The organism is Cyanobium sp. HWJ4-Hawea, from assembly GCF_024345815.1.
Lineage (GTDB): Bacteria > Cyanobacteriota > Cyanobacteriia > PCC-6307 > Cyanobiaceae > Cyanobium_A.
The window spans coordinates 12,188-35,569 of record NZ_JAGQBV010000017.1 but is presented as its reverse complement, the minus strand read 5'-3'; the positions used below and the strand labels follow the sequence as shown (position 1 = coordinate 35,569).

General features: G+C 61.0%; 25 protein-coding genes. 11 read left to right on the top strand and 14 right to left on the bottom strand.

Annotated features, from left to right (window positions below; all coding sequences use genetic code 11):
* Positions 1-54 precede the first annotated feature (54 nt).
* The 3 genes from KBY58_RS05615 to secF are packed head-to-tail and all read left to right on the top strand — an operon-like array spanning position 55 to position 3,492.
* A complete protein-coding gene (locus KBY58_RS05615) occupies positions 55-1,038 on the top strand; it encodes a pyruvate dehydrogenase complex E1 component subunit beta (RefSeq protein ID WP_255003362.1) in 984 nt (327 codons plus the stop codon).
* Between the two features lies 1 nt (position 1,039).
* The gene (secD, locus tag KBY58_RS05610) at positions 1,040-2,518 is read left to right on the top strand and encodes a protein translocase subunit SecD (RefSeq protein WP_255003361.1); all 1,479 of its coding nucleotides are present in this window, start codon (positions 1,040-1,042) and stop codon (positions 2,516-2,518) included.
* Entirely contained in the window at positions 2,515-3,492 is a 978-nt protein-coding gene (secF, locus tag KBY58_RS05605) for a protein translocase subunit SecF (RefSeq protein WP_255003359.1), read from the top strand. Before secD ends, secF begins: the two co-directional genes overlap by 4 nt.
* 186 nt (positions 3,493-3,678) lie before the next feature.
* On the opposite strand, the gene KBY58_RS05600 is transcribed toward secF, so the two are convergent.
* The 4 genes from KBY58_RS05600 to mnmH are packed head-to-tail and all read right to left on the bottom strand — an operon-like array spanning position 3,679 to position 7,250.
* Positions 3,679-4,680 carry an AI-2E family transporter gene (locus tag KBY58_RS05600; protein WP_255003358.1) on the bottom strand — a complete coding sequence of 334 codons (1,002 nt, stop codon included), beginning with the start codon at positions 4,678-4,680 and terminating at the stop codon, positions 3,679-3,681.
* A complete protein-coding gene (locus KBY58_RS05595) occupies positions 4,677-5,765 on the bottom strand; it encodes an AI-2E family transporter (protein ID WP_255003357.1) in 1,089 nt (362 codons plus the stop codon). Before KBY58_RS05595 ends, KBY58_RS05600 begins: the two co-directional genes overlap by 4 nt.
* A gap of 4 nt (positions 5,766-5,769) precedes the next feature.
* Positions 5,770-6,171, bottom strand: a complete 402-nt coding sequence (gene psb28, locus KBY58_RS05590; protein WP_255003356.1) for a photosystem II reaction center protein Psb28 — start codon at positions 6,169-6,171, stop codon at positions 5,770-5,772.
* A gap of 23 nt (positions 6,172-6,194) precedes the next feature.
* On the bottom strand, positions 6,195-7,250 hold the full coding sequence (gene mnmH / locus KBY58_RS05585; protein WP_255003355.1) for a tRNA 2-selenouridine(34) synthase MnmH: 1,056 nt from the start codon (positions 7,248-7,250) through the stop codon (positions 6,195-6,197).
* Between the two features lie 61 nt (positions 7,251-7,311).
* On the opposite strand from mnmH, the gene KBY58_RS05580 reads away from it, so the two are divergent.
* Positions 7,312-8,034 carry a GUN4 domain-containing protein gene (locus KBY58_RS05580; RefSeq protein WP_255003354.1) on the top strand — a complete coding sequence of 241 codons (723 nt, stop codon included), beginning with the start codon at positions 7,312-7,314 and terminating at the stop codon, positions 8,032-8,034.
* A 44-nt stretch (positions 8,035-8,078) separates the two neighbouring features.
* On the top strand, positions 8,079-8,462 hold the full coding sequence (locus KBY58_RS05575; RefSeq protein ID WP_315858034.1) for an ATP-binding protein: 384 nt from the start codon (positions 8,079-8,081) through the stop codon (positions 8,460-8,462).
* On the opposite strand, the gene KBY58_RS05570 is transcribed toward KBY58_RS05575, so the two are convergent.
* A complete protein-coding gene (locus KBY58_RS05570) occupies positions 8,459-8,752 on the bottom strand; it encodes a DUF6439 family protein (protein WP_254933337.1) in 294 nt (97 codons plus the stop codon). The two genes, KBY58_RS05575 and KBY58_RS05570, sit on opposite strands and share 4 nt — an antisense overlap.
* Before the next feature lie 53 nt (positions 8,753-8,805).
* Between KBY58_RS05570 and KBY58_RS05565 the strand changes: the two genes are divergently transcribed.
* Positions 8,806-9,081 (top strand): hypothetical protein, encoded by a 276-nt coding sequence (locus tag KBY58_RS05565; RefSeq protein WP_255003353.1) that lies wholly within the window; start codon positions 8,806-8,808, stop codon positions 9,079-9,081.
* A gap of 4 nt (positions 9,082-9,085) precedes the next feature.
* On the opposite strand, the gene KBY58_RS05560 is transcribed toward KBY58_RS05565, so the two are convergent.
* Both KBY58_RS05560 and glnA read right to left on the bottom strand, forming a co-directional pair.
* Entirely contained in the window at positions 9,086-10,183 is a 1,098-nt protein-coding gene (locus tag KBY58_RS05560) for a class I SAM-dependent methyltransferase (RefSeq protein ID WP_255003352.1), read from the bottom strand.
* A gap of 62 nt (positions 10,184-10,245) precedes the next feature.
* Positions 10,246-11,664: a type I glutamate--ammonia ligase gene (gene glnA / locus KBY58_RS05555; protein WP_255003351.1), complete on the bottom strand. Its 1,419-nt coding sequence runs from the start codon at positions 11,662-11,664 to the stop codon at positions 10,246-10,248.
* A 209-nt stretch (positions 11,665-11,873) separates the two neighbouring features.
* Here glnA and KBY58_RS05550 point away from each other — a divergent pair, with 209 nt between their 5' ends.
* On the top strand, positions 11,874-12,392 hold the full coding sequence (locus tag KBY58_RS05550; RefSeq protein WP_255003350.1) for an allophycocyanin subunit beta: 519 nt from the start codon (positions 11,874-11,876) through the stop codon (positions 12,390-12,392).
* A 51-nt stretch (positions 12,393-12,443) separates the two neighbouring features.
* The gene (locus KBY58_RS05545; RefSeq protein ID WP_255003376.1) at positions 12,444-13,625 is read left to right on the top strand and encodes a pyridoxal-phosphate-dependent aminotransferase family protein; all 1,182 of its coding nucleotides are present in this window, start codon (positions 12,444-12,446) and stop codon (positions 13,623-13,625) included.
* Here KBY58_RS05545 and KBY58_RS05540 read toward each other — a convergent pair.
* A complete protein-coding gene (locus tag KBY58_RS05540; protein ID WP_255003349.1) occupies positions 13,567-14,085 on the bottom strand; it encodes a nucleoside deaminase in 519 nt (172 codons plus the stop codon). The two genes, KBY58_RS05545 and KBY58_RS05540, sit on opposite strands and share 59 nt — an antisense overlap.
* A gap of 57 nt (positions 14,086-14,142) precedes the next feature.
* Between KBY58_RS05540 and KBY58_RS05535 the strand changes: the two genes are divergently transcribed.
* On the top strand, positions 14,143-15,573 hold the full coding sequence (locus tag KBY58_RS05535) for a pyridoxal phosphate-dependent decarboxylase family protein (RefSeq protein ID WP_255003347.1): 1,431 nt from the start codon (positions 14,143-14,145) through the stop codon (positions 15,571-15,573).
* Complete coding sequence (locus KBY58_RS05530) at positions 15,566-15,778, top strand: hypothetical protein (RefSeq protein ID WP_255003345.1); 213 nt, start codon at positions 15,566-15,568, stop codon at positions 15,776-15,778. Before KBY58_RS05535 ends, KBY58_RS05530 begins: the two co-directional genes overlap by 8 nt.
* On the opposite strand, the gene KBY58_RS05525 is transcribed toward KBY58_RS05530, so the two are convergent.
* Genes KBY58_RS05525 through KBY58_RS05510 form a run of 4 tightly spaced genes read right to left on the bottom strand, consistent with a single transcriptional unit; the run spans position 15,711 to position 20,456 of the window.
* Positions 15,711-17,264 carry a YcjF family protein gene (locus KBY58_RS05525; protein ID WP_255003343.1) on the bottom strand — a complete coding sequence of 518 codons (1,554 nt, stop codon included), beginning with the start codon at positions 17,262-17,264 and terminating at the stop codon, positions 15,711-15,713. The two genes, KBY58_RS05530 and KBY58_RS05525, sit on opposite strands and share 68 nt — an antisense overlap.
* Positions 17,265-17,279: 15 nt before the next feature.
* Positions 17,280-19,439 carry a transglycosylase domain-containing protein gene (locus KBY58_RS05520; RefSeq protein WP_255003342.1) on the bottom strand — a complete coding sequence of 720 codons (2,160 nt, stop codon included), beginning with the start codon at positions 19,437-19,439 and terminating at the stop codon, positions 17,280-17,282.
* On the bottom strand, positions 19,420-19,887 hold the full coding sequence (gene lspA, locus KBY58_RS05515; RefSeq protein WP_255003341.1) for a signal peptidase II: 468 nt from the start codon (positions 19,885-19,887) through the stop codon (positions 19,420-19,422). Before lspA ends, KBY58_RS05520 begins: the two co-directional genes overlap by 20 nt.
* Positions 19,884-20,456, bottom strand: coding sequence for a biotin transporter BioY (locus KBY58_RS05510; RefSeq protein WP_254933327.1), 573 nt, complete (start codon positions 20,454-20,456; stop codon positions 19,884-19,886). The genes lspA and KBY58_RS05510 overlap by 4 nt, the downstream gene beginning before the upstream one ends.
* Positions 20,457-20,537: 81 nt before the next feature.
* Here KBY58_RS05510 and KBY58_RS05505 point away from each other — a divergent pair, with 81 nt between their 5' ends.
* Positions 20,538-20,768 (top strand): NAD(P)H dehydrogenase assembly family protein, encoded by a 231-nt coding sequence (locus tag KBY58_RS05505; protein ID WP_254933326.1) that lies wholly within the window; start codon positions 20,538-20,540, stop codon positions 20,766-20,768.
* Positions 20,769-20,799: 31 nt separating this feature from the next.
* Here KBY58_RS05505 and KBY58_RS05500 read toward each other — a convergent pair whose 3' ends face one another.
* A complete protein-coding gene (locus KBY58_RS05500) occupies positions 20,800-22,074 on the bottom strand; it encodes a M16 family metallopeptidase (RefSeq protein WP_255003340.1) in 1,275 nt (424 codons plus the stop codon).
* A complete protein-coding gene (locus tag KBY58_RS05495; protein ID WP_255003339.1) occupies positions 22,071-23,339 on the bottom strand; it encodes a M16 family metallopeptidase in 1,269 nt (422 codons plus the stop codon). The genes KBY58_RS05500 and KBY58_RS05495 overlap by 4 nt, the downstream gene beginning before the upstream one ends.
* Positions 23,340-23,382 lie beyond the last annotated feature (43 nt).

Sequence of the window (23,382 nt, the reverse complement as noted above, 5' to 3'; positions counted from 1 at the left end):
GCAAGGGGTGTGAGTGTCTGAGATAGGTTGACCCCAACCGGTTCAAGCCAACTCGTGGCAGAGACGCTGCTGTTCAACGCCCTGCGCGACGCCATTGACGAGGAAATGGCCCGCGATCCCCACGTATGTGTGATGGGAGAGGACGTCGGCCAATACGGCGGCTCCTACAAGGTGACCAAGGACCTCTACGAAAAATATGGCGAGCTGCGGGTGCTCGACACCCCGATTGCCGAGAATGGCTTTACTGGCATGGCGGTAGGTGCCGCGATGACGGGCCTGCGCCCAATCGTCGAGGGCATGAACATGGGCTTCCTGCTCCTGGCCTTCAACCAGATCTCCAACAACATGGGGATGCTCCGCTACACCAGTGGCGGCAACTACACCATCCCCACCGTGGTGAGGGGCCCCGGGGGTGTGGGGCGCCAGCTAGGAGCGGAACACAGCCAGCGGCTAGAGGCCTATTTCCACGCGGTTCCGGGCATCAAGATTGTGGCGGTGAGTACGCCCACCAACGCCAAGGGCCTGATGAAGGCGGCGATTCGCGACAACAACCCCGTGCTCTTCTTTGAGCACGTGCTCCTCTACAACCTCTCGGAGGAAATCCCTGAAGGTGATTACATCTGTGCCCTTGATCAGGCTGAGGTGGTCAGGGAGGGCAGGGACGTTACGGTTTTGACCTACTCGCGCATGCGCCATCACTGTTTAAAGGCAGTGCAGCAGCTGGAGCAGGAGGGTGTGGATGTGGAGCTGATCGATTTGATCAGCCTCAAGCCCTTCGACATGGAGACCGTTGCCAGGTCGATCCGTAAGACCCACAAGGTGATTGTGGTGGAGGAATGCATGAAGACCGGTGGCATTGGAGCCGAATTAATTGCCCTGATTACTGAGCATTGTTTCGACGACCTAGACGCCCGCCCGATCCGGCTCTCTTCCCAAGACATCCCCACCCCTTACAACGGCACCCTGGAGAACCTGACGATCATTCAGCCCCACCAAATCGTGGAAGCTGCCAAGGCACTCCACACAGGCCAGATCTGAGATGGCACGTCAGCAGGGGTGGTTTGCCCTGATTTTGGCCCTGGCGATTGCGGCAGGAGCCCTGGTCCTAAATGTGCCGCCGCCCTTGGGCCTGGATCTCCAAGGCGGAAGCCAGCTCACCCTCCAGGTGCTCCCCAGTGGGGCGATCAAGAAGGTGGAAAAGGAACAGCTGGAATCAGTAAAGGAGGTTTTGGATCGGCGCATTAATGGCCTCGGGGTATCCGAATCAACCCTGCAAACCGTTGGCAATGACCAGCTGATCCTGCAACTGCCCGGTGAACAGGATCCCAGTAGGGCAGCCAAGGTGCTTGGCACCACAGCGCTGCTTGAATTTCGGGCCCAAAAAGCTGGCACCGATGCGGAAATGCAGGGCCTGTTGAAACTCAAGCGCCAGGCCACTGCTGCCAGGATCAAGGCGGCCAGTGAAGATCCATCGCCCGACACGAAAATCAAGGCAGAGGAACTGGCGGACGCTCTCAAGGCCCTGGGCATTGCTGTGCCCCCAGGCAGCAGTGAAACCGATCAACTGGAGCTGTTGCTGGCAACGGTTAACACCAAGATCGTTGGCCTCTATGAGCCCTCCCAGCTCACCGGCAAGGATTTGGTGGGTGCGGGCCGGCAGCAGCAGCAAACTGGCAACGGCTGGGATGTGACCCTGACTTTCAACCGTGAGGGCGGCGAAAAGTTCGCAGAACTAACTAAGTCGATTGCCGGTAGCAACCGTTTGCTCGGGATCGTTTTGGATGGACGCTCAATCAGTGAGGCCAGCGTGGGGCCCCAATTCCAGGTGGCAGGAATTACGGGAGGTGCCGCCAGCATTACGGGCAATTTCAGCTCAGAGGAGGCCCGGGATCTGGAGGTTCAGCTCAAGGGTGGCTCCTTGCCCCTACCGGTGCGGGTGATCGAACAGCGCACCATTGGGGCAACCCTGGGCACTGAAAACGTGCGCCGCAGCCTGGTGGCGGCCCTTTCTGGCTTGGCCCTAGTGGCCCTGTTCATGGTGGTTGTTTACCGCCTGCCTGGGGTGGTGGCAGTGATCGCCTTGAGCCTCTACGCCCTGTTCAACCTGGCCATCTACTCACTGATTCCAGTCACCCTCACCCTGCCGGGGATCGCGGGATTCATCCTCTCAATCGGCATGGCAGTGGATGCGAATGTCTTGATCTTTGAGCGGGTCAAGGAGGAATTGCGCTCGGGCAACACCCTGATTCGCTCAATGGACACCGGCTTTTCCCTGGCCTTCTCTTCGATCATTGATGGCCATGTGACGGGCCTTATCAGCTGCGTGGCCCTATTTGCCCTGGGCACTGGCCTGGTTAAGGGCTTTGCCGTAACCCTGGCAATCGGTCTGCTGCTGAGCCTGTTCACCGCCCTCACCTGCACCCGCACGATCCTGCGACTGTTGCTCAGCTACGGCGCTTTGCGCCAGCCCAACTATTTCCTACCCGCCAACCAATTGCCCGTCAAAGCAGCCGGATGATTTCTTCAGCTTCCACCCCTTCTCAGCCCCGTTTTCGGATCAGTCGCCACCGGCATACGGCCTGGTGGGGTTCCGGTGTGGCCGCCATTTTGAGTGTGGTCGGCCTGGTCCTCTGCTGGTTAAACCCATCTATTCAGGCGCCCCTCAAGCCTGGCCTTGATTTCACCGGCGGCACCCAGATCCAGCTGGAACGGGTCTGTGACCAGCAAGCCTGCTCTGGGATCAGTGCCCCTGAGATCCAGGCGGCCCTTGCCCAGTTGAGCCTGCCCGCCCAGGACGGCCAGCCGGCCCCAAACCTGGCCAATGCGGTGGTTCAGGTACTTGATCAGGGCCACTCCCTAGTCATGAGGCTCCAGGACCTGGGCCCCATCCAGACGGCAGCCCTGGTGCAGCAGATGCCAAAAATTGTGGGTCCCCTTGATCCAAATGGCATTTCTGTGGACACGATCGGGCCAACCCTTGGCCAACAATTACTGCAGGGCAGCGTTCTTTCCCTTTTGGTGAGCTTTGCCGCCATCGCCGTTTATATCACTTTTCGCTACAACGGTGTCTTTGCCTTCCTGGCCCTTTTCACCCTTGGCCACGATGTTTTGCTTACCTGTGGAGCCTTTGCCTGGCTTGGCTTATTAGCCGGTGTGGAAGTGGATTCCCTTTTTGCCGTTTCCCTAATTACGGTTGCTGGCTATTCGGTAACTGACACAGTTGTGGTTTTTGACCGGATCCGTGAACAGCGCACAACCCTTGCCGATTTGCCGCTAGTTGAACAGGTGGATGTGGCTGTTGATGCAACCCTCACCAGATCCTTGTACACATCTCTGACCACCATTTTACCCCTGCTGGGCTTGATATTTTTTGGCGGCGCTAGTCTCTTCTGGTTTGCGGTGGCGCTGACCATAGGTATTGCCGTGGGTAGTTGGTCAAGTATCGGTGTTGCCCCCACACTTTTGCCAGTGCTTTCTAGGCCCCGCAATTGAATCAGCCACTTCGCTGGCTGCCATTTTTTTTGGCGGTTCTGGCAATTCTTGATTTACGAGTCGAGTTGGTGCTGCTACTAGATCACTTCACATTTACTAGCTTGGCAACGGGGATTGCAACCCATCCCTTGGCTATTGCTGTGCTGGTGTTTATGCCGTCGTTAATACGTCGATATCGCTAGTTGATCAAGCCCAGCGATCCATTAGCTCCTTGACGATCACTTCCTCGCATATCACCTGTAAAACAACTACCAGCGGCAGGGCAAGCAGCACCCCCGGCAGCCCCAGCAGGGCCCCTAGGCACAACTGGGCCATCAGGGCAACTGTGGGGAGCAGGTTCACCGTGCGGCTTAGCAGGATTGGCGTGATTAGGAATGCTTCAACATTCTGAATGATCAGCCTTAGAATCAATACCTGAACCAGGGCTGTTGGTGATACCAGCAGAGCCACCGCAAGGGGTAGCAAGGTGGCCACCGTAGGGCCAATGGTGGGCACAAAGGTGAGCAGACCACAGGCCAATGCACTCAGTAGGGCCAAGGGTATCTTTAAAAGCGACAGGCCTGCCCAGGTAAGTAGGAAAACGCTTGCCGCCGAAATTGTCATGCCGGCTAGCCAGCCACCCAGGGCTACGCGGCACTCCCCAAGCACTTCCTTGGTCTTATATCTCCAGAGCTTTGGGGTGATCGCAATTAGGAGGTTTTGATGATTGCGAGGATCTAATGCCAACAGCAGGGCAAGTAAGACCATCAATAGCAACTGAATGCTTGTGTTTGCGGCCCCGCCCGCCAGGCCTAGCAGCTGGCTGCCCACCGGCTGTAGTTTTTCCAGTAGTCCGGGTTGAAGCAACTGGTTTTCTATGGAGGGCAGCCAGGTCACATGGCTTGCCATCGTCACTATTCGCTGAGACAGCACCGGGATCAGGATCGAGAGCTGGTTGATCTGATCGAGCAGCTCAGGAATTAACAGCTGTCCCAGCCAGCCCCCAACAACCACGATCGCCACGATCACGCTTACCAGGGCGGCCGGGCGATTCAGGGGCAGGATTCGACGCAACAGGGTGATTGGCACATCCAGGGCCACTGCCAGTACTACGGCCCCAAACAACACCAGCAACACCCAGCGCAGTTCCCAGGCCAGCAGGCCCAGCACCACAAGCGCCAGCAGGCCAAGCAGAGCCCTGTTGTTCATGTCGGGCGCATCCTTTTCCAGGGATCCAGCACATCACGAATTAGCACCTCCCGCACAATTACCTGCAGGCATACGGCCATCGGTAGGGCTAGCAATAGGCCCAGGGGGCCAAAGATCACGGTGAAAAGCAGTTGGGCAGCCAGGGTTAGGCCCGGCAGCAACCTCAACTGGTGGTGCATCACGGATGGGGTAATTACATAGCTCTCCAGGTTTTGGACGGTTATGTAAAGCAGTAACACGGCCAACGACTTCCAGGGCGCGTCTAGCAGGGCGACGGCCATGGGGAAGACCGTGCTCAGGGTGGGGCCGATGTTGGGAATGATGTTGAGCAGGCCGGCCAGCACGGCATTGGCTGCCACCAACTTCACCCCCAGCAGGCTTAGGCCAATGGCCGCCAGCGTGCCCACGCAAAGGGAGCTGATCAGGACCCCCACCATCCAGGCACTGAGGGCATCACCGCAGAGGATCAATACCTGGCGCAGCCGGCGTCGGTAAAAGGATGGAGCCAGCAGTACAACCACCTCCCTATAGGGGGTTGGCTGAATGGCGACCATTAGGCCAACCGCGGCCACGAACAGACCTTGCAATACGGCGCCACCCAGGCCACTTGCCAGGCCCAGGAGACCCATCAGGCTGGCCAGCCAATTGGTTCGGCCAGCGTCCTGGCCGCCGAAATTGATTTTGCCAAGCTCTCCATTGCCGAACCGGTCCCTAAGCCAGCTGAGATTTCCATCTCCCTGGCCATAGATCATCTGACCAACATTGCTTAGGCCGGTGCGCAGTAGTTGCGCCAGGGTGGCTGCGGCATCAGGCAGCTTGGCCAGGAGTTGGCTGAATTCCCCCACAAAAGGAGGGATCACCACCGTGGCAATTAGCAACGCCGCCAGCAGAATCGTTCCGAGGCCTAGGGCCAGGGCCACTGGGCGGGTACAGCCCAGCCTTTGGCGCACCCAATTGACCAGGGTGCAAAGGGCTATGGCCACCACTACGGCGGCAAACAGGATGATCAGGCTTTGGCGCAGGCTCCAGAGCAAGGTGGCGGCTGCCACCAAGGCAAGAATCCCTAGCCATTGGCCAAATTTCAACGGATCAGTCCCCTTCGGGCTCCTGGCCACCTTCGGGCTCCTGGCGCCCTTCCTGTTCGGCCTCTTCCTCCTTGCCGGCGAAGCCGAGATCGTGACTTTCGGCGTAGCGCTGGGCAAAACGCATGAAGCGCTCGAAATCTGCGCTTGTCTTCCAGGTATAGGTGGCCTCTAGGGCCGCAGCCTTGCCGTTGACAAACCGGGCGTTGACCTCCCTCGTCACCATCTGGCCCTCCTCATCGAGCATGTACATGCCGCCGATATCCCCCATCGCTTCTGGGGCTAGGGCCTCAGGCTGCTCAAAAACAAAGATCGCTTGGCCCGTGCGGCCGTCCCGCGAGCGGGTCATGCGGATGTCGGGCACGACCGGTTCATCCACCCCTTGGAAGAACTGAATGGCAGCGCCCATAGCAACCGGATTAAAAAATGATCTTAAAGGTGGCTGGTTGCGACAAGGGCCCGCGCCAGTAGTTGTTTAGAAGCTTCTTGGTCGTCAAGACCGGCCAGATCGAGGCTGGCCAGGGCCGGCTGCTGGCGGCGGGCCAGTTCGTGGTCGTAGCAGCGGTCGTAGTAATCGAGCATCTGCCCACAGGCTTCCTGCAGGTTGCCCGTGGCGATGGCCCCAAGGGCGATGGCCGTTCGCTGGGGGCCCAGGCGCCTGGAAATGCGCTCGGTTGCCTCCGCAAGTTCGCCCCGGTCGTGGGGGCCGTAAACGGCCACTAGCCGCTCCAATCGTTCGACCATGGGCCGCTGGATTTCAATGGTTGGGGCCTGTTGCATTTGGCGCCAGATGGGGGTTGGGATGCGGCATCGCCCCACCTGGGCGCTCTCCGCCTCAACCCAGATCCAGCTGTCATCTCGACAGCCATCGAGCACGGAGGCCAATTCGTTTTCGAAGTGCTCATTGCTTGGCTGGGGCGCCTGACCCAGCCCGCCAAAGCTGCTACCGCGGTGGTTCGCCAGTCCCTCGAGGTCCAACACCTGCTGGCCCTGGTCCCTTAGGGCCAGCAATAGATCGGTTTTGCCCGTGCCAGTCCGGCCACTGAGCAAAAGCAGTCGCCTGGGTTGCTCCAAGCTCGCCAAAACCCATTGTCGATAGGCCTTGTAACCCCCCTCAAGCAAAAGGCAGGGTTGGTCCCCAACCCCCGCCAGCCAGGCAATGCTGGCGGACCGCATGCCACCCCGCCAGCAGTGGATCCGCAGGGCTTCCTGGCTTTGGTCCGGGTCAGACTGATGGCCGGCAAGGGCTCTGCCGAGCTCGGCCAATTTCGGGCCCACCAACTCCAGCCCGAGTCCCACAGCCGCTGCTCGGCCCTGCTGCTTGTAAGCGGTGCCCACCAGGGCCCTTTCCTCATCAGAGAAGAGCGCCAGGTTGCGGGCCCCGGGAATGTGGCCTTGGCCAAATTCTCCTGGGCTGCGCACATCAATGATCGGCCCAGGTTCCTGGAGGAAACTTTCGACCGACAACCGCGGGCAGTCGGCTTCCATCACGGGCCCCTATCTCTGCTGACATAGTGGGCCATACGAGGCACGAGCACTTTCGGTACCCATGCTTTCTGGCCCCCAGGTCACGGCAACAGCTAGCCCAGAAGCGCTGCTTGACACCTTTAGGGCAGCCTCCCAGCGCCAGAAGCGTGCCCTGATTACCCAGCTTGAGCAGAGGCTGCCTGAGCTGCAGCCGCTGCTGGCGGGCGAGCTCGATCATTTCGATGCCACCGGCGACGATTGGGCTGCAGGTCTATTGATCCAGTGGCTGGTGGCCGAGCCAGGGTACGAACGAGATCAGTTTTTTGGCCAATACCCCTCCGGCTGGCTGGCAACCCCCAGCTCCCAGGGCATTGATTACGCCCCCCTGCAAAAAGCCCTTGTTTTGCAGGAGTGGGAGGAGGCAGACCGACTGACCAGCTCGATCCTGCGGGAGCTGGCTGGTGGGGAAGCCGTTAGGCGCGGCTACGTCTATTACAGCGAGGTCGCTGCCATGGGAGCGGCAGATCTAGAGAGTCTTGATCGTCTCTGGGTTTGCTTCTCTAGGGAGCGATTTGGTTTTTCCGTTCAAGGGCGTCTGCTGGGGGCCTGTAACGGCCGCTGGGAGGACCTATGGCTCAAGCTTGGGTGGAAGCAGGGGGGCATTTGGACCCGCTATCCTGCCAGTTTTGATTGGTCAATTGGGGCCCCAGAGGGCCATATGCCCCTGGTAAACCAATTGCGGGGCGTTCGGCTCATGGATGCCCTGCTTCAGCAACCTGCCTTGCAACAGCGGATCAAGACCTAGGGTTTTGATCTCTCCAGAGCCTGGAGCAGACGGTGCTGCGTTGGTTGAATTTCACAACTCCATCCACCCTTCAGCTGGGCTCCCTTGTGGAGCTGCTCCTGAACCCTGTGCCTTGCCCCAACCTGCAGGCCCAGTTGCATTTGGGATTACATGAGGCCCTGGTCAATGCAGTGCGCCATGGCAATGGCAATGATCCTGAAAAATCCGTCCGGATCCGCCGCACAGAAACCACCAATTGGTTGGTTTGGCAGGTCCAGGACGAGGGGCCAGGCATCCCCCCCCATTGCCGCAGGGCCGATCTTTGTGGGCAGCTAGATGCCTCCCATGGCCGGGGCCTCTTTCTGATTCACCACTGTTTTGACGATGTGCGCTGGAGTCGTCAGGGCAACAGGGTGCAGTTGGCCGTAAGGCGCGAGCGGCCCTGCTAATGGCCGTGGCTGGGGCAGCCGGGATCACTAACCTCCGCCCTAAGCCATTGCAGGGCATGCTCGGTCAAGGCAATGGCGCGCTCACGGGCCTCGGTGGGCCGGCTGTGGCCAGGTTCATCGCCATGCAGCAGCAGTACAAGGGCGGCAGCCAGTTGCTCAGCCCCCCGGCGGGGGCGCTGGTGTTTGAGGGCGTGCCAGTCACGCTCGCCGATTACCAATTGGCGCTGCAACTGTTCGGCCAATTCGCGGCTGCCCTCGGGCCAGCAGGCATGGGGTCGGCTTTGGGCCACTAGACGGAGCTACTCGGCAGGCCCCATCCTGGCCGTAGATCGATTGCGTTGGCATGGTCAGACCCGTAAGGCATTCGCTGCGCCAGCCTGTGCGCCAACCAGTGCGGCTTTTCCACCTCCTAGATGGGCTCCTGACCCAGGCGGCCCTGGCAAAGAACTGCAGTGGCTCCTACCAACGCCGCCATCGCCAAAGACTGGCCATGGCCCAACGGCTTTTGGATCCCTTACCGCCCGAACTGGTGCCCCCGAACCAGGGTGAGACCTTGTTCTGGCGTTCGCTGCGCTGGGGCACGGGCGGCTTCCTAGTTGCCCTTTTGCTGAATCGCTAGGTCTTCAATTTGACGGTTTGCGGGCAGTCCAGATGCGGGTCATGAAGTGGGATTCCCCCGCCACAGCCTCGAATCCGGCCTGCTTGAGGCGATCGTCAATCGGGTCGCTGATGTAGTCGCGGTAGTAGGGCTCATGGAAGACACGCCTGAAGTTTTCCATCACCGTGCTGAATTGGGGCGAATCGGCCAGCTGGACGGAATCGGCCAATACCAGCACTCCCCCCGGCTCCAGCAGCCGGAAGCAGTCGTTGAGGACGTTTTGGCGGGCTTCGCCCGGTAGTTCGTGGAACAGAAATACGCAGGTAATGGCCTGATAGGAGCCGTCGGCGAAGGGCATGGCCTCGCCATTGCCCTGCACAAGCTGGGGTAGTTCACCGGGCAATTCGCTCAGCCAACGGTTGGCCTGCCTCAGATAGGCGCTTGAAAGATCCAGCCCGACCATTTGGGCCTTGGGCAGGGCCCCCCTCAATTGCCTCAGGGTGCGGCCGGTACCCGTAGCCACGTCAAGGACCCGAATCTGGCCGGCCGGTCGATCAGCAAAGGCCTTGAGACCCCGCAGCAGGGGGGCGATTACCCGGCGCCGCATCGGATCGGCGGTGCCGTTGAAAAGAATTTCGACTTGGAGGTCGTATAGGGCTGCCGAGTGGTCGCTCAGGTAGCCGTCGGTTTGGTGGTGGAAATTTTGTAGGTAGTAGTCGGGAAAATCGCCCTGGTCCACATCATCTGGCAGGTCACGCACATTTCGCTCCTTGCGGCGATTCCAGGTGCTGGGCATGTCCAGCCAGATCAGGGGGTAGCGACTGGCCCAATCCAGCCATGGTGCAGCAAATAGCAGGGAGGTCGGATAGAGGCCCTGCTCAGCCTCCTGCCAATCACGCTCCTGCAGCGTTTCCATCGAAGCCTTGAGCCTGCCCATCAGCTCCGGGGGCGCCGGAACCGTTTTGGGAGTGCCCTCGGGGGCAAGCACCCCCATCAACTTTGTGCTCACCTCCTTATGGGCCAAACCCAGCAAGCTCTTGCCCTGCTGCATGGTTTGGTAAGCCAGCTTGGTGAGCTGATCGGGCATGGCGTCGTCTTGCGGAGCTGTTTGCTGTGCACCCATTCCAACAAAAAAGCCCCGGGATCGCCGGGGCTGGAACCAACTAGCTGAATTGGCTGGCTTGATCAGGCGTCGTAGTACATCGTGTACTCGTGGGGATGGGGCCGCTGGCGCAGCTGCTGCACCTCCTCGTATTTCAGGGCAATCCAGTTGTCGATGAAGTCTTCCGAGAAGACACCACCAGCTAGTAGGTAATCCTTGTCAGCCTTTAGGGCTTCCAGGGCCCCGTTGAGGGAGGAGGGCACGGTCGAGATTTTTGCCAGCTCCTCAGCCGAGAGTTCGAATAGGTCCACGTCGGTGCCATCGCCCGGGTCGATCTGGTTTTTGATGCCATCGATTCCCGCCATCAACATCGCCGAGAAGCCGATGTAGGGGTTGGAGAGGGCATCACCGGAGCGGAATTCAAGGCGCTTGGCCTTGGGGCTTGGGCCGGTGAGCGGAATGCGAACCGCAGCTGAGCGGTTGCCCTGGGAATAAACCAGGTTTACGGGGGCTTCGAAGCCCGGCACAAGCCGCTTGTAGCTGTTGGTGGTGGGGTTAGTGAAGGCCAGGAAGCTGGGGGCGTGCTTCAGCAGGCCACCGATGTACCACCGGGCGGTCTGAGAAAGATTGGCGTAGGTGCCTTCGCCAAAGAAAAGGGGATTTCCACCCTTCCATAGGCTCTGGTGCACGTGCATGCCACTGCCGTTGTCTCCGAAGATCGGCTTGGGCATGAAGGTGGCTGTCTTGCCGTACTTCTTGGCAATGTTGCGCACCACGTACTTGTAAATCATAACGTTGTCGGCGGCGCTAATCAGCTCCGCAAACTTGATCCCGAGCTCGTGTTGGGCAGTTGCCACCTCGTGGTGCTGCTTTTCAACTGGGACACCCAGGGAAGCCATGGTCAGCAGCATTTCGCTGCGCATGTCCTGGAGAGTGTCGTTTGGCGAGACCGGGAAATATCCCTCCTTGAGCTGGATTTTGTTGGCAAGGTTGCCGCCCTCCTCAAGCCGATCGGTGTTCCAGGGGGCCTCAACCGAATCAACGCTGTAAAAACTCGAGCCGTTGGCACTCTTGTAGCGGACGTCGTCGAAGATGAAAAATTCGGGTTCCGGGCCGAAGAAGGCAGTGTCTGCCATGCCGGTGGAGGCCAGGTAATTGAGGGCCTTCTGGGCCAGGGCCCGGGGGCAACGGCCATAGGGCTGGCCGCTGCGCGGCTCCTGAATGGAGCAGATCAGGCTGAGGGTTTTGTGGCTGTAGAAGGGGTCAATCCAGGCGGTGTTGGGATCGGGCACCATTGCCATGTCCGATTCGTTGATGGCCTTCCAGCCCCGAATCGAGGAGCCATCAAAGGCCACCCCCTCGGTGAACGACTCTTCGTCTATTAGGCCGTTGCAGACGGTGAGGTGTTGCCACTTGCCGTGTAGGTCGACAAATTTCAGGTCGATGAGTTCGATGCCCTCGTCCTTGATTTGACGCAGGACCTCTTGGGCTGTTTTGGCCATGTCTAAAGGGAAGGGAAAAGCCGATCCGATGCGGCGTTGACGGGAACGTAAGTACCCACCGAACTCGATTTTGTATCGGTCGTAACAAAATTCCAGCTGGTGCTTGCGTAACCGTTTCTGTCAGATTCCCCAAATCCCCTATCTGGCCTGGGTTTTGGCGAAATGTAGGTGCTAGTTTCAACTCGCAGCTGCGTCGATTCACTCCCGCCATGCGCGATGCCATTACCGGCTTGATTGGCCGTTACGACCAGCTGGGCCGCTACCTCGATCGAGACGCGATCGATCGGATCTCCACCTATTACTCGGAGTCGGCCCTGCGCCTGGCGGCCGTCGAATTGATCAACCGCGAGGCCACGGAGTTGGTGCGGGAAGCTGCGCAGCGCCTTTGGCTGGAGGATCCTGAGTTGATCCTGCCGGGTGGGAATGCCTACACCACCCGCCGACTCTCGGCCTGCCTGCGGGACATGGACTACTTCCTGCGTTATGCCAGCTACGCCCTGATCGCTGACGATTCGACGATCCTCAACGAGCGGGTCCTCAATGGCCTCGATGACACCTATAAGAGCCTGGGTGTGCCAACGGGACCAACCGTGCGCAGCATTTACCTGCTGGCGGATGTGGTCTGCGAAAAGCTTTCAGAAGAGGGCCTGGAGGCCAGCTCAGTAGTGCGGGCCCCTTTCGAGCATCTCTGCCGTGGCCTTGCTGCCACAAACGTCCGCGCCCGCTAGAGCCGCTGACTAATCTCGATTTCAATCCATTCCGACCGGTCTTTGGCTCCTATTTCCGTGCAGCAACCCATTAACGATTCCCATCGCCGCACGCTCGATCCGATCGCTACGCCAGAAAGGCTTTTGCTGGGCCCGGGCCCATCGAATGCCCATCCCACGGTGTTGCAGGCCATGGCCCGCATGCCCATCGGCCACCTGGATCCCCTCTATGTAGAGCTGATGGGGGAGGTCCAGGAACTGCTCCGCTACACCTGGCAGACAGACAACCGCCTCACCATTCCCATGAGCGGCACCGGCAGTGCGGCCATGGAGGCCACCCTCGCCAACACGATCGAACCGGGAGACAAGGTTCTTGTGGCGATCAAGGGTTACTTCGGCCTGCGCCTAGCCGACATGGCTGGCCGCTATCGGGCCGATGTGGTCACGATTGAGCGCCCCTGGGGCCAGGCGTTCAGCCTGGAAGAGATTGAACAGGCCCTGGAAACCCATCGCCCAGCAATTTTTGCAATCGTCCATGCCGAAACATCCACTGGCATTTGCCAGCCGATGGATGGCATCGGTGATCTTTGCCGTAAATACGACTGTCTGCTGCTCCTAGATACGGTCACTTCCCTGGGGGCTGTGCCTCTCTACCTAGATGATTGGAAGGTGGATCTGGCCTACAGCTGCAGCCAGAAGGGCCTCAGTTGCCCCCCTGGTTTGGGCCCCTTCAGCATGGGACCAAGGGCCGAGGCCAAGATGATGGGCCGCTCTGGGAAGGTGCCCAACTGGTATCTGGATGTGACCCTGCTTAACCAGTACTGGGGTAGCGATCGGGTCTATCACCACACGGCACCGGTAAATATGAATTTCGGCATGCGCGAAGCCCTGCGCCTGCTGGCCGAGGAGGGCCTAGAGGCCTCCTGGAACCGCCATCGCAGCAATGCGGAGTATTTGTGGGCGGGCCTGGAGGGCCTTGGCTTGGACATGCATGCCCCAGAGCACCTGCGCCTGCCCACCCTCACCACCGTGCGAATCCCTGAGGGGGTCAATGGCAAGGCCTTCACCCAGCACCTGCTGAACGAGCACGGCATCGAGGTGGGCGGTGGCCTGGGTGCCCTGGCCGGCAAGGTTTGGCGTGTGGGGCTGATGGGCTACAACAGCCAAAGGGCCAATGTGGATCGGCTCCTCAACCTCATTGAGACTGAGTTGCCGGCCTTCCGGGGCTCCGCCCCTGTTGCCGCCGCTGTTTGAACCAGGCCTCCAGTTGATCCCTGGCCCTCTCCTCAAGTAAGCCCCCCTCCACCTCCATCTGGTGGTGGGCGCTGGGGTGGCCGGCCAGGTCTAGGCAGCCACCTAGGGCGCCCCGTTTGGGGTCGGCTGTTGCAAATATCACCCGACCCATGCGGGCCTGCACCAGGGCTCCGGCGCACATCGGACAGGGTTCGAGGGTTACAAGGAGGGTGCAATCGTTGAAGCGCCATTCACCCCGCAGTCGGGCCGCCTGGCCTAGGGCCGCTAGCTCGGCATGGCCCAACGGGTCGTTGTGGAGGTGTCTGCGGTTGCTGCCCCAGCCCATGGAGCGGCCCTGGCCATCAAGAACAACTGCTGCCACTGGGATTTCGCCCTGCTGGCCCACCCTGGCGCCGTAGCGCAGTAGGCGTGCCATCCAGAGCTCAAGCTCCTGTGGGGGGATCGTCGAGCCGTAAACCATGGGCCACTTGTAGCCCAACCTCCACAGGCGAGAATGGTTTGACCTGACATTTCACCGTTGGCGAGCGCTAAACCGGCCCACCAGGTTTGCCAGTCGCTGCCCTTTGCCAACCCTGCCCAGTTCGATCCCGCCCTGCAGTTGTTTTTGGAGCAGGCCAGCAGCCAGCTGTGTAGGTGGTTGGGGTCGGCAGATAGCCGGCCGCCCCTGCCAGGGCTGAGTGTGTTGCCAGAAGTTGAGCCCCAGCAGCGGGGCCTGGGCCATGACCAGCTGCTGGCCGACCTGCAACTGGTGATGGAGGGGGCCTACAACCCGGGCCACCCTGGAGCCCTTGCCCACCTCGATCCGCCTCCCCTGACCGGATCGGTGGTGGCTGATCTGATCTGCGCCGGTTTGAACAACAACCTGCTGGCCGAGGAACTGGCGCCGAGCCTGAGTCGCCTGGAGACAAGCGTGATTGCCTGGCTTGCCTCCCAGTTGGGGTTGCCCGAGGGCAGTGGCGGGGTGGCCGCCAGTGGGGGAAGCCTTTCAAACCTGATGGCTCTTGTGGTGGCCAGGGCCGCGCGGGGTCTACAGGGCCGTCAGGACGCGGTGGTGTTGGCCAGCGCCGATGCCCATGTGTCCCTGGCTAAGGCCCTAATGGTGATGGGGCTGCCCCGGCAGGCCCTGCGGGCCATTGCGATCGATGGCGACGGCCGCCTCAATTGCGATCAGCTGGAGCAGGTGCTGCAGCAATTGCGCCTGCAGGGTGTGCCCGTATTGGCTGTCGTGGCAACGGCAGGCACCACCGTGCGGGGAGCGGTTGATCCGCTGGAGCCCATGGCCACCCTTTGTAATCAGCACGGGGTTTGGCTGCATGTGGATGGGGCGATTGGAGCCGTATTTGGCCTGGCGCCTAACCACCGCCATCGGGTCGAGGGCATCGGTAGGGCTGATTCGCTCACGGTCAATCCCCAAAAGCTGCTGGGCATCACCAAGACCTCATCGGTGTTGCTGCTGGCAGAGCCCCAGTTGCTCTCCGATGTCTTTCACACCGGGCTGCCCTACATGGAGCCCAGTTGGGGGGGGGGCCATGGTGGCGAGAGGGGATTGCAGGGCAGTAGACCCGCCGAAATCCTCAAGCTCTGGCTGGGGCTGCGCCAGTTGGGCATGGAGGGGATCGGAGCGATTCTTGATGGCGCCATCGACCGGCGCCGTCAGCTTTCAGCTCTGTTGGCTGGGGAATCGGGCCTGAGGCAGGTGGGCGGAGCCACGCATTTGCTGGCCTTTACCCCGGCGGGGTTAAGCCCCGAACAGGCCGGGATCTGGAGTGAGCAGACCCGCCAGGACCTGCTCTCCCACCAGCTAATGCTTTCAAGGCCGCTGTATCAGGGCCACCACCATCTCAAGGCCGTGCTCGGCAACCCCCACACCCAGTCGAGCCACCTTGAGCAATTGGCGCTCATCCTTCAGGCTTCGCTTAGTGCATGTGGGGCTAGACAGCGTGGCTGATACCAAAAAGCGCTGGGTGGCGATCGTCACCGGCGTGATCTCTGTGCTGATCGCCATTTTTTATCTGGCCCTTGTCACCGTGCTCGATAGCCGTGGGCCGATGCAACCCCCACCACCGGAGGCGATGGGCCTGTTGCCTAGTCCTGGGGCGGGCGCGGTGGCAGCTGGCGCTCCCGTTCCGAGAGAGGTTCAACCACCCGGTTGAAGGCCACCTCCAGAAAACGTTTCAATACCCCCTCCCTGCGGCCCAGGTCGTAGTGCTGCCTAACCACCTCGGCAACACCGCCGTCACCCCAATCCTGGTCTCGCTCGAAGTAGGTGATGAAGCTCAGCCCAGCCACCCGGGTCAACCAGGCTGCAGTTATGGCCTGGATTGCCCTGCTAACTACCAGCGCTGGCAGATTGAGGCTCATCGCCGCCGTAATAAGGCCTACGCCCCCCTTGACCAGCCCCAGGCCTGCGAGGGTTCGGCCAACCGAAAGGGCCAGCTCCTGGGCACTTTGGCGGCTGAGGCTGATGCCATAGATCTTGGCTATCTCAACCACCATCTGGGCATTCACCGCGGCTGCCCCGAGCAAGTCGATGCCGGGGATTGGCGTAATTGCCAACACCCCTGCGCCGATCCACATGTTGCGATCCACCACCACCTCGCCATCCCTGCGCCTTTGCTCGGCAAGTAGGTCCCTGCTCGATTGATTGAGCTGGCGACATTGGAGCAGCAGGTTGTCGGCGATCAGATTTTCACCGTCTGCATAGAGCACGGCGGCGATCCGCACCAGCAGGGCCTCCACCTCAGGTGAGGGTTGCAGCGGCCTCGCCCCTGGCATCGGCAGGCTCTGGGGTGCTGCGCTGGCTGGAATCACATCTGCGCTATCGATTTTGCCGCGGCTGCGTTCGCGCAGCAGTTCAAGCAACCTCTGCTCCTCCCGCTCGCCCCTGAGATCGCATTTGTTGAGCACCAGGATCAGGCGCTTGCCCAGCTCAGCAAGGGTGGTGAATACCTCCATTTCTGCTGCCCGCAGGTCGCCATCCACCACTAAGAGCAGTAGATCCGCCTTGCTTGCCTGCTGGCGGGATAGTCGTTCCCTTTCGTGGCCAGCGCTGCCCGCTTCCAAAATCCCCGGGGTGTCCACCAGCCAGACCGCCCGCTGCAATCCCTTCAGCCTGAGCCGATAGCGCTGGGATTGGTCGGTGCTGCCCATGGCAGCCCCCACCTTGCCCACCAATTCCCGCAGCAGGGCGCGAATTAGGGAGGTCTTGCCAGAGGAGCCGGCACCAAAGACCACGATCACCAGATCGCCCCGCTCCAGCTCCTCCTGCATCCGTTCGCGCTCCTGTTTCAGGGCCTCTCGCTCGACCGCATCCCTAACCCGTTCAAGGGTTTGCTCAATCGCCTCAAGATTTTGTTTCGCCGCTTCTCTGGTGGTGTTTGCGGCAGTTGGCGGCCGGGCCGAGGCCTGCCTGCCGTTGCGCCGATTAATCGCCGAGGTGATCCAGGGCCAGGCCAGCTGGGCCACCAGCAGCACAACGCCCAAAAAAATGATCGCCATCACCGGCCCGACCAGGCCGTAGGGCAAAAACGAACTGAGTTGCCAGGTCAGCTGGTTAACCAGCTGCAGCACCATCCCCAGGCCAACCAATGCCGCCACAGCTAGGCCGGCAATCAACCACAGGCGAGTGCGCAACTTCAAAGCTCTGGGGTACCCCTACAAATGGTTTGATCGAATGATCTCGCCCCAGAGTTGGGCGGCAAGGGCACTGCTGGCCGCGGTTGGACTGTTGTCATCGTTGCCCAGCCATATGCCGATCACCCAATGCCGTTTGGGTTCGTAGCCCACAAAGAGCAAATCACGGCCGGAGTTGGTGGTGCCAGTTTTGCCGCCTTCCTGACCCCCCAGGTATGCGGCCTGGCCAGTTCCGCTTTGCACCACGGCCCTCAGCAGCTGCTGCATCGCCTTGGCGGTGGCCTGGGAACTGATCCGCCTCCCCGGTGGAGTGGCTGCGGGGTTTTGGCGGCAATTGCTGGCCCCTGCAGCCGAACAGGTCTCCGCATCGGAGAGGCGGCGAATGCTCGTGGGGGCATGCCACAGGCCGTTGTTGGCTACGGCGCCATAGGCGGCCGTCAGTTCGAGCAGGGTGACCTCGCTTTGGCCAAGGGCCACCCCAGGAACGGCAGCCAGGGGGGTGGTGATGCCCAGATCCCTTGCTTTCTGCACAAGCGTTTCCAGGCCCACCCGCTGGGCAAGGCGCAGGGCCGCGGTATTGCTGCTGCGGGCAAAGGCGGAGCGCAGGCTGATGCGGCCCTGGCAATCACTGCCAAACGATTGGCCAAGCCAATTGAGGGGGGAACAGCTAACCGCGTCTTCTGGGCTGGCTCCCCGTTCCAGGGCCGCCAAATAGGGCACCAATTTGAAGGTGCTTCCAGGCTGGCGCAGGGCCATCGAAGCTCGATTGAATTGGCTTTGTTGGTAGTCGCGGCCACCGGCAATCGCCAGAATTCCGCCATTGCGGTAGTCGAGCACCACTACCGCCCCCTCCATAACACCCATTGCCTTGCTGGCGTTAAGCCGTTGGCGAAGCAGTTTTTCCACCTGCTCCTGCAGGGGCCGATCCAGGTAAGTGTCGATTAGGAAATTGCCTTCAATTGCCACCTCCCTCCCAACTGCCCGATCAAGATCTCGGCGCACCTGATCGGTATAAAACGGTGCACCCCGCAGCCTCTGACTGCTCTTGCAGGCATCCGGCGAGAGGGCAATGGCGCTGCGGCGGGCCTGCCTGGCCTGATCATCCGAAATCCGACCCGTATCAGCCATCTTGGCCAGCACTGCGTTGCGTGCCGCCAGGGCTGCGGAGGGATCGAAGCAGGGGTCATAGCCATTGGGTGAGGGCAGGAGTCCAACCAGCAGGGCCGCTTCTGGTAGCTGGAGTTGGGCTGCGGGTTTGCCGAAGTAATGGCGGGAGGCATCCTCAAAGCCCCAGCCCACGCCGAGGTAAACCCGGTTGAGATAGCTGAGCAGCAGGTCCCTTTTGCTGAAGCGGGCCTCCAGTTGTAAGGCGACCAGCAGCTCTCTCCACTTGCGCTCAAGGGTTTCGCCCTGGCCAACCTCATCGGGATAGAGGGTTCTCGCCAGTTGCTGGGTGAGGGTGCTGCCCCCCTCCAAAACCCTGCCGCCCAGCAGATTGGTGACCAGGGCCCTGGCGGTACCAACGGGATCAACCCCCGGATGCCACCAAAAGCGGCTGTCCTCGCTGGCCAGCAACGCATCAATCAGCACACCGGGATAGTGGCGCAGGCCATTGGGCTCTCGATGCCGCAGGGCATCGGCGGATGTGATCGGTTTGCCCTGGCGGTCATAGAGCACCAGGGGGCCCCGCACCGCCGCCAGGCTTCCCCGAATCGGCGATTGAACCAGCGATAGGCCAAGTAGCAGTAGGCCACTGCCGGCAATGCCTGCCCCCACCAGGCTTGCGGTGCGAATCGCCCTTTGCCATTGGGGCATCGGCCGAATTTGGAATTCCAATTCCGGAAGGCCTCCCTGCTGGCTTGGTCCAAAGCGCACGCTGTCGCCATCACAAAGCAACAAATCCCGCACCCTCCTGTTGCGCCACCAGATCCCGTTGGTTGAGCCCTGGTCACTGAGCAGCCATTGATGGCCCTGCCGCTCGAGCAGGGCATGGTGACGACTTACGGCGTTGTGCTCGATCGTGATCTGGCAATCGCTGCCCCGTCCGATCCGATAGGCCCCGCCATGCACTGCGACTGGATGGCTGGGTTGACCGGGCAGATGGATCAGCACCTGCACCTGGGCCGGTTCGCGGAACCTCAGCCAGCGGCGGCGAAGCCGCTCAAGGGTGGGATTTGCCATGGCCCCTCAATAAGTCGATGGCAAAAAACAGCACGGCCAGGTTGATGGCCACATCAGCCCCATTAAAAATTGGGAACTGGATGGGCACCAGGGCGAGGAAATCCACAACTGCTCCAGCTCTCCAACGATCAAGCCCATTGCCGATTGCCCCACCAAGCACGAGGGCAGTCCCCAGTTGCCTGAGCAGGCTGATCGATCCGTGGCGCTCACACCAGACCACCACCCCTATGGCCACCGCCAAGCTGACCACGGCCAGAGGTTTAGTTGAGCCGGTCAACAGGCTGAAGGCAGCGCCGGTGTTGTGGGTCAGCTGTAGGTCCATTAGGCCAGGTAAAAACTGCACTGGCCTCTGCGGCAGAAGGTTTGTGGTGGCCCATAGCTTTGAGAGCTGGTCCAGCAAAGCCACCAAAATGGCCAGGCCGTAGACGAGGGGCCGGGAGCGTCTCACGCTTCGATCAGCACAAAGCGGCGCAGGCCAAGGGCCAGGGGAGCCACGGCGCAAATAACCAAAATCTGGGGAATCAGGGGGGCCAGGCTGTAGCTAATCAGCAGGGGCACCAGATTTCCCCCCCAATTGCCCACCAGGGAACCCAGTAAGAGGTTGAGCAGCCCGCATCCCTGCAGCACGGCCAGGCCCACCAGGCTGGCCCCAAGCAAGCCGATCAGGTCCCCCATGCCGCTCTGGCGGGCCAGTTTTCCCGTAATCCAGGCTGCCGGTACAAAGCCGGCCAGGTAGCCAAAGCCAGGATCGAGCACATAGCTGGCCCCACCACCTCCCTGGAAAACCGGTAGCTGGAGCAGGCCCAAGCTCAAATAGGCCACCGCCGCCAGCAGGGCACTGCGGGGGCCGCAAACCAGGGCCGTGAGCAGGAGGGCCGGTACTTGCAGCGTTACCGGCAGGTTCGTGATCGTGATGCCCGTACTGCTCGGCAGGGGGAAGGCCGCCTGGATGAGGCTGCCCACCAAGATCAGCAGGAGGCCGGCGATGGCTCCGCTCCAGATGGCCAGGGACCGCAATTGCTCATCTATCCACTGAATACCAGTTTGGGGTCTTAAGCGCGATCCGCACCTAAGTTCGCCGAACAAAGGCTTCGATCCATGGAAGATCTTCCCCTGACCATCGGCGCCAACGTTCGCTTGTTGAAGCAACCCTCTTTTTTAAAGACAGCTGATCCCATGCCGATGCTGCGTCCCCCGGACCTGGTCGACCTCGAGGAGACGGGTGCAGTTGTGGCGCTTAGGGCAATCAACCAGGTGGCGGTACGGTTTCGTCGGGGCACTTTTTTGATTGATGCCGCTGACCTGGGACCCGCTATTGAGGTGCCCTAACGCCCCGGCCTGTTACCAATAAAATCCCTTCCTACCAGGACCTCCCATCCCAGCAGGCGCTGGCCTGGCTGATCGCTTCCCCCGGACCGCAAAGGCTCAGACAGGGCTTGGCAAGGTGCCTTTGGGCTGCATCCAGCAGGGCTTCAGGGGTAAGGGTTTCGGTGCGCTGAAGGTTCTCCTCAATGAAGCTGGCGGGTAGGCCGTGGCCGAGCACAAGGGCCTGGCGGTCGGCAATTTGCCCGCATGTCTGGCGCCCCATGGCGTCCTGGCCCCGGTATTTGGCCTTGGCCAGCTTGAACTCAGCAGCGCCAAGGGGCTCATTCAGCATCCTTTGCCACTCATCAAGTAGGCAGCCGCAGGCCTCAGATGCCCTCTCAAGGGAAGTGGATAGGTGCCAGAGGAAGGGGGTGGAGCCTCGACGGGCGGGCATGTGCACCCCCACGTCGTAGGCAAGACCGTGCTCCTCTCGCATCACCACAAACAATCGGCTCGACATTCCCATCCCTAGATGGGCCTGGAGAATGCGCAGGGCCAAGGCATCTGGATGGCCCAGGGGAACGGTCGCCACGCCGAGCATCAGCACCAGTTGCTCCGTGTCCTGCTCCAGCCCGGCCAGGCCCTTTTTTTCCTTCTCAAAAGAGGATTTTTCTACACTGGCCTTTGGCATCTGGGTATGCCAAGGGCGATCTTTTAATTGCCTGTTCAGTTGTTGCGGGAGCTCCGAGGGAACCGATCCGGTGAGCACCAATAGGGCCCCTTCTTCACCCAGAGAGGGCAGCATGGTAAGCAGTTGCTCACGGCCCAGCAGGGCAAGCTCCGGCTCGATTCCCAGGGGATCGTGGCCATAGGGACCACTGCCAAAGAGCTGGGATCGGATTTGGTCGTGGGCCAGCTGGAAGGGATCTTCCTGTTGGCGCTGCAGGGCCTGCAGGTTTAGGTCCCGTTCAATGGCCACTTGGCCTTGTTCGATCAAGGGCTCCAGCACCATCGAAAGCAGCAGGCCCACGAGGGTCTGGGCATCGCTGGCCGCACATTTGAGACTTAAAACCAGGCTGTCCTCGCTGGCCTCACTGCGAAGGCCTGCCCCATAGCCCTCGACCAGATCGGCCAGGGCATTTGCATCCAAGCTTCCACAGCCCCGGGCCATGGAGCCCGCTAGTAATTGGTGGGCGCCACGCTGGCCAGGCCTATCGCCGCTGCTACCACCCCGAATCCAAAGCCTGGCAGCAACGATCGAGGGGCCCGGGCGGTCTTGCCATATCAGGGGCAATCCACCCTCAAGTATTTCCTGGTTCCAATTGTTCACGCGGGCAGGGCCTCCAGCACAAAGGCTCGCTGGGGATCAAGGCAAGGCAGCATCTGGTTGTGCAACCTTTCGGCACTCCATCGCTCCAGCAGGGCCAGGGGCGTTTCCAGGGCAGGGGGCCTGCCCCAGAGGGCATTGCTGCCTATCAAACCGGCCACTCCCCCGGGTGCCTCGAGGCCAAAGCGATAGCCATTTGCCACCAGCCGCTGGGCCCGTTGCCACTCGGATTCACCCAGGGGTTGCTCCATTAACTCTTGCCATACCTGGCCTATGGCGTCCCTTACGGCGGGCAGGTCCTCCACGTCGCAGACCGCTTCAAGCAGGGCAAAGCTGCCGCTTTCTAGGGCATGCAATTCGAGGTCGATGCTCTCAACAATGCGCAGCTGTTCACGCAGCCGATCCACCAGGCGACTGCGCCTGCCTTCCGCCAGCACCGTGGTGAGGATGTCGGCTCCCATAACGGCCTCCAGCTCGGAGGCCTTGGGCATCGGCCAAAGCATCAGAAGCCTGGCCGATTCCAACCGCGGTAGGGAAATGCGGTGTTGGCCAGCTGCCACCTCCAGCATTTGCCCCGGCGGGGGCCCATCCACCACCTTCAGCCTGGCCAGGGCGCTGGAGTTGAGATGTTGTTCAAGTTCCAGGCCCTCCAGCTGGCCGGCCATGGCCAACACACAGCGATTGGCCCCATAGAGACGTTGACCAAAAGCCCCCATCGCCGCCGGGGTATGGCCAAGCAGGGCCTCCCTTTTGCCCAGGATTGCCTCGCCGTAGGGATGGTTCGGACAGCCCATGCTCAGGAGGGTTTGTAGGGCCACCTCATCGGGCTGGTCCTGGCTTTGGGCTAATTCCTCAAGAACCACCTGGCGCTCCATGTTGAAGGCCTCTTGATCAAGCCTCGGCTCCAGCACCAGCTCCATCAACAGCTCCAGTGCTTCGGCTGCCGCCACTGGGGGAATCAGCAGATGGAAGTGCACATCATCAAAACCCGTGGCCGCATTGCTTTGGCCTCCCAGGGCCTCGATGCGCCGATCGAATTCCCCAGCGGCCAAGGTGCGACTGCCCTTAAAAACCATGTGCTCAAGGAAGTGGGCCATGCCGCTTTCCCCTGGGCCCTCGAAAGCACTGCCAGCCCGGCACCAAAAATCAATGCAGACAAGGGGTGCGCTTTCCATCGACAGGCTTACTACCCGGGCCCCATTGCCAAGCACCCACTCGTGGGGTTGGTTCAGGCCAGGCAGGAGGGTAATCGCTTCAGCCGTGGACAAGACAGCAACCGTGGCAAGATCTGCATTCTGCTGGCTGCAAGCC

Bases quoted from the DNA above. Each gene is read 5' to 3' on its own strand.
- secD (WP_255003361.1), top strand. From the start codon at position 1,040: ATGGCACGTCAGCAGGGGTGGTTTGCCCTGATTTTGGCCCTGGCGATT.
- secF (WP_255003359.1), top strand. From the start codon at position 2,515: ATGATTTCTTCAGCTTCCACCCCTTCTCAGCCCCGTTTTCGGATCAGT.
- KBY58_RS05600 (WP_255003358.1), bottom strand. From the start codon at position 4,680: ATGAACAACAGGGCTCTGCTTGGCCTGCTGGCGCTTGTGGTGCTGGGC.
- psb28 (WP_255003356.1), bottom strand. From the start codon at position 6,171: ATGGGCGCTGCCATTCAGTTCTTCCAAGGGGTGGATGAACCGGTCGTG.
- mnmH (WP_255003355.1), bottom strand. From the start codon at position 7,250: ATGGAAGCCGACTGCCCGCGGTTGTCGGTCGAAAGTTTCCTCCAGGAA.
- KBY58_RS05580 (WP_255003354.1), top strand. From the start codon at position 7,312: ATGCTTTCTGGCCCCCAGGTCACGGCAACAGCTAGCCCAGAAGCGCTG.
- KBY58_RS05565 (WP_255003353.1), top strand. From the start codon at position 8,806: ATGGTCAGACCCGTAAGGCATTCGCTGCGCCAGCCTGTGCGCCAACCA.
- KBY58_RS05560 (WP_255003352.1), bottom strand. From the start codon at position 10,183: ATGGGTGCACAGCAAACAGCTCCGCAAGACGACGCCATGCCCGATCAG.
- glnA (WP_255003351.1), bottom strand. From the start codon at position 11,664: ATGGCCAAAACAGCCCAAGAGGTCCTGCGTCAAATCAAGGACGAGGGC.
- KBY58_RS05550 (WP_255003350.1), top strand. From the start codon at position 11,874: ATGCGCGATGCCATTACCGGCTTGATTGGCCGTTACGACCAGCTGGGC.
- KBY58_RS05540 (WP_255003349.1), bottom strand. From the start codon at position 14,085: ATGGTTTACGGCTCGACGATCCCCCCACAGGAGCTTGAGCTCTGGATG.
- KBY58_RS05520 (WP_255003342.1), bottom strand. From the start codon at position 19,439: ATGGCAAATCCCACCCTTGAGCGGCTTCGCCGCCGCTGGCTGAGGTTC.
- KBY58_RS05505 (WP_254933326.1), top strand. From the start codon at position 20,538: ATGGAAGATCTTCCCCTGACCATCGGCGCCAACGTTCGCTTGTTGAAG.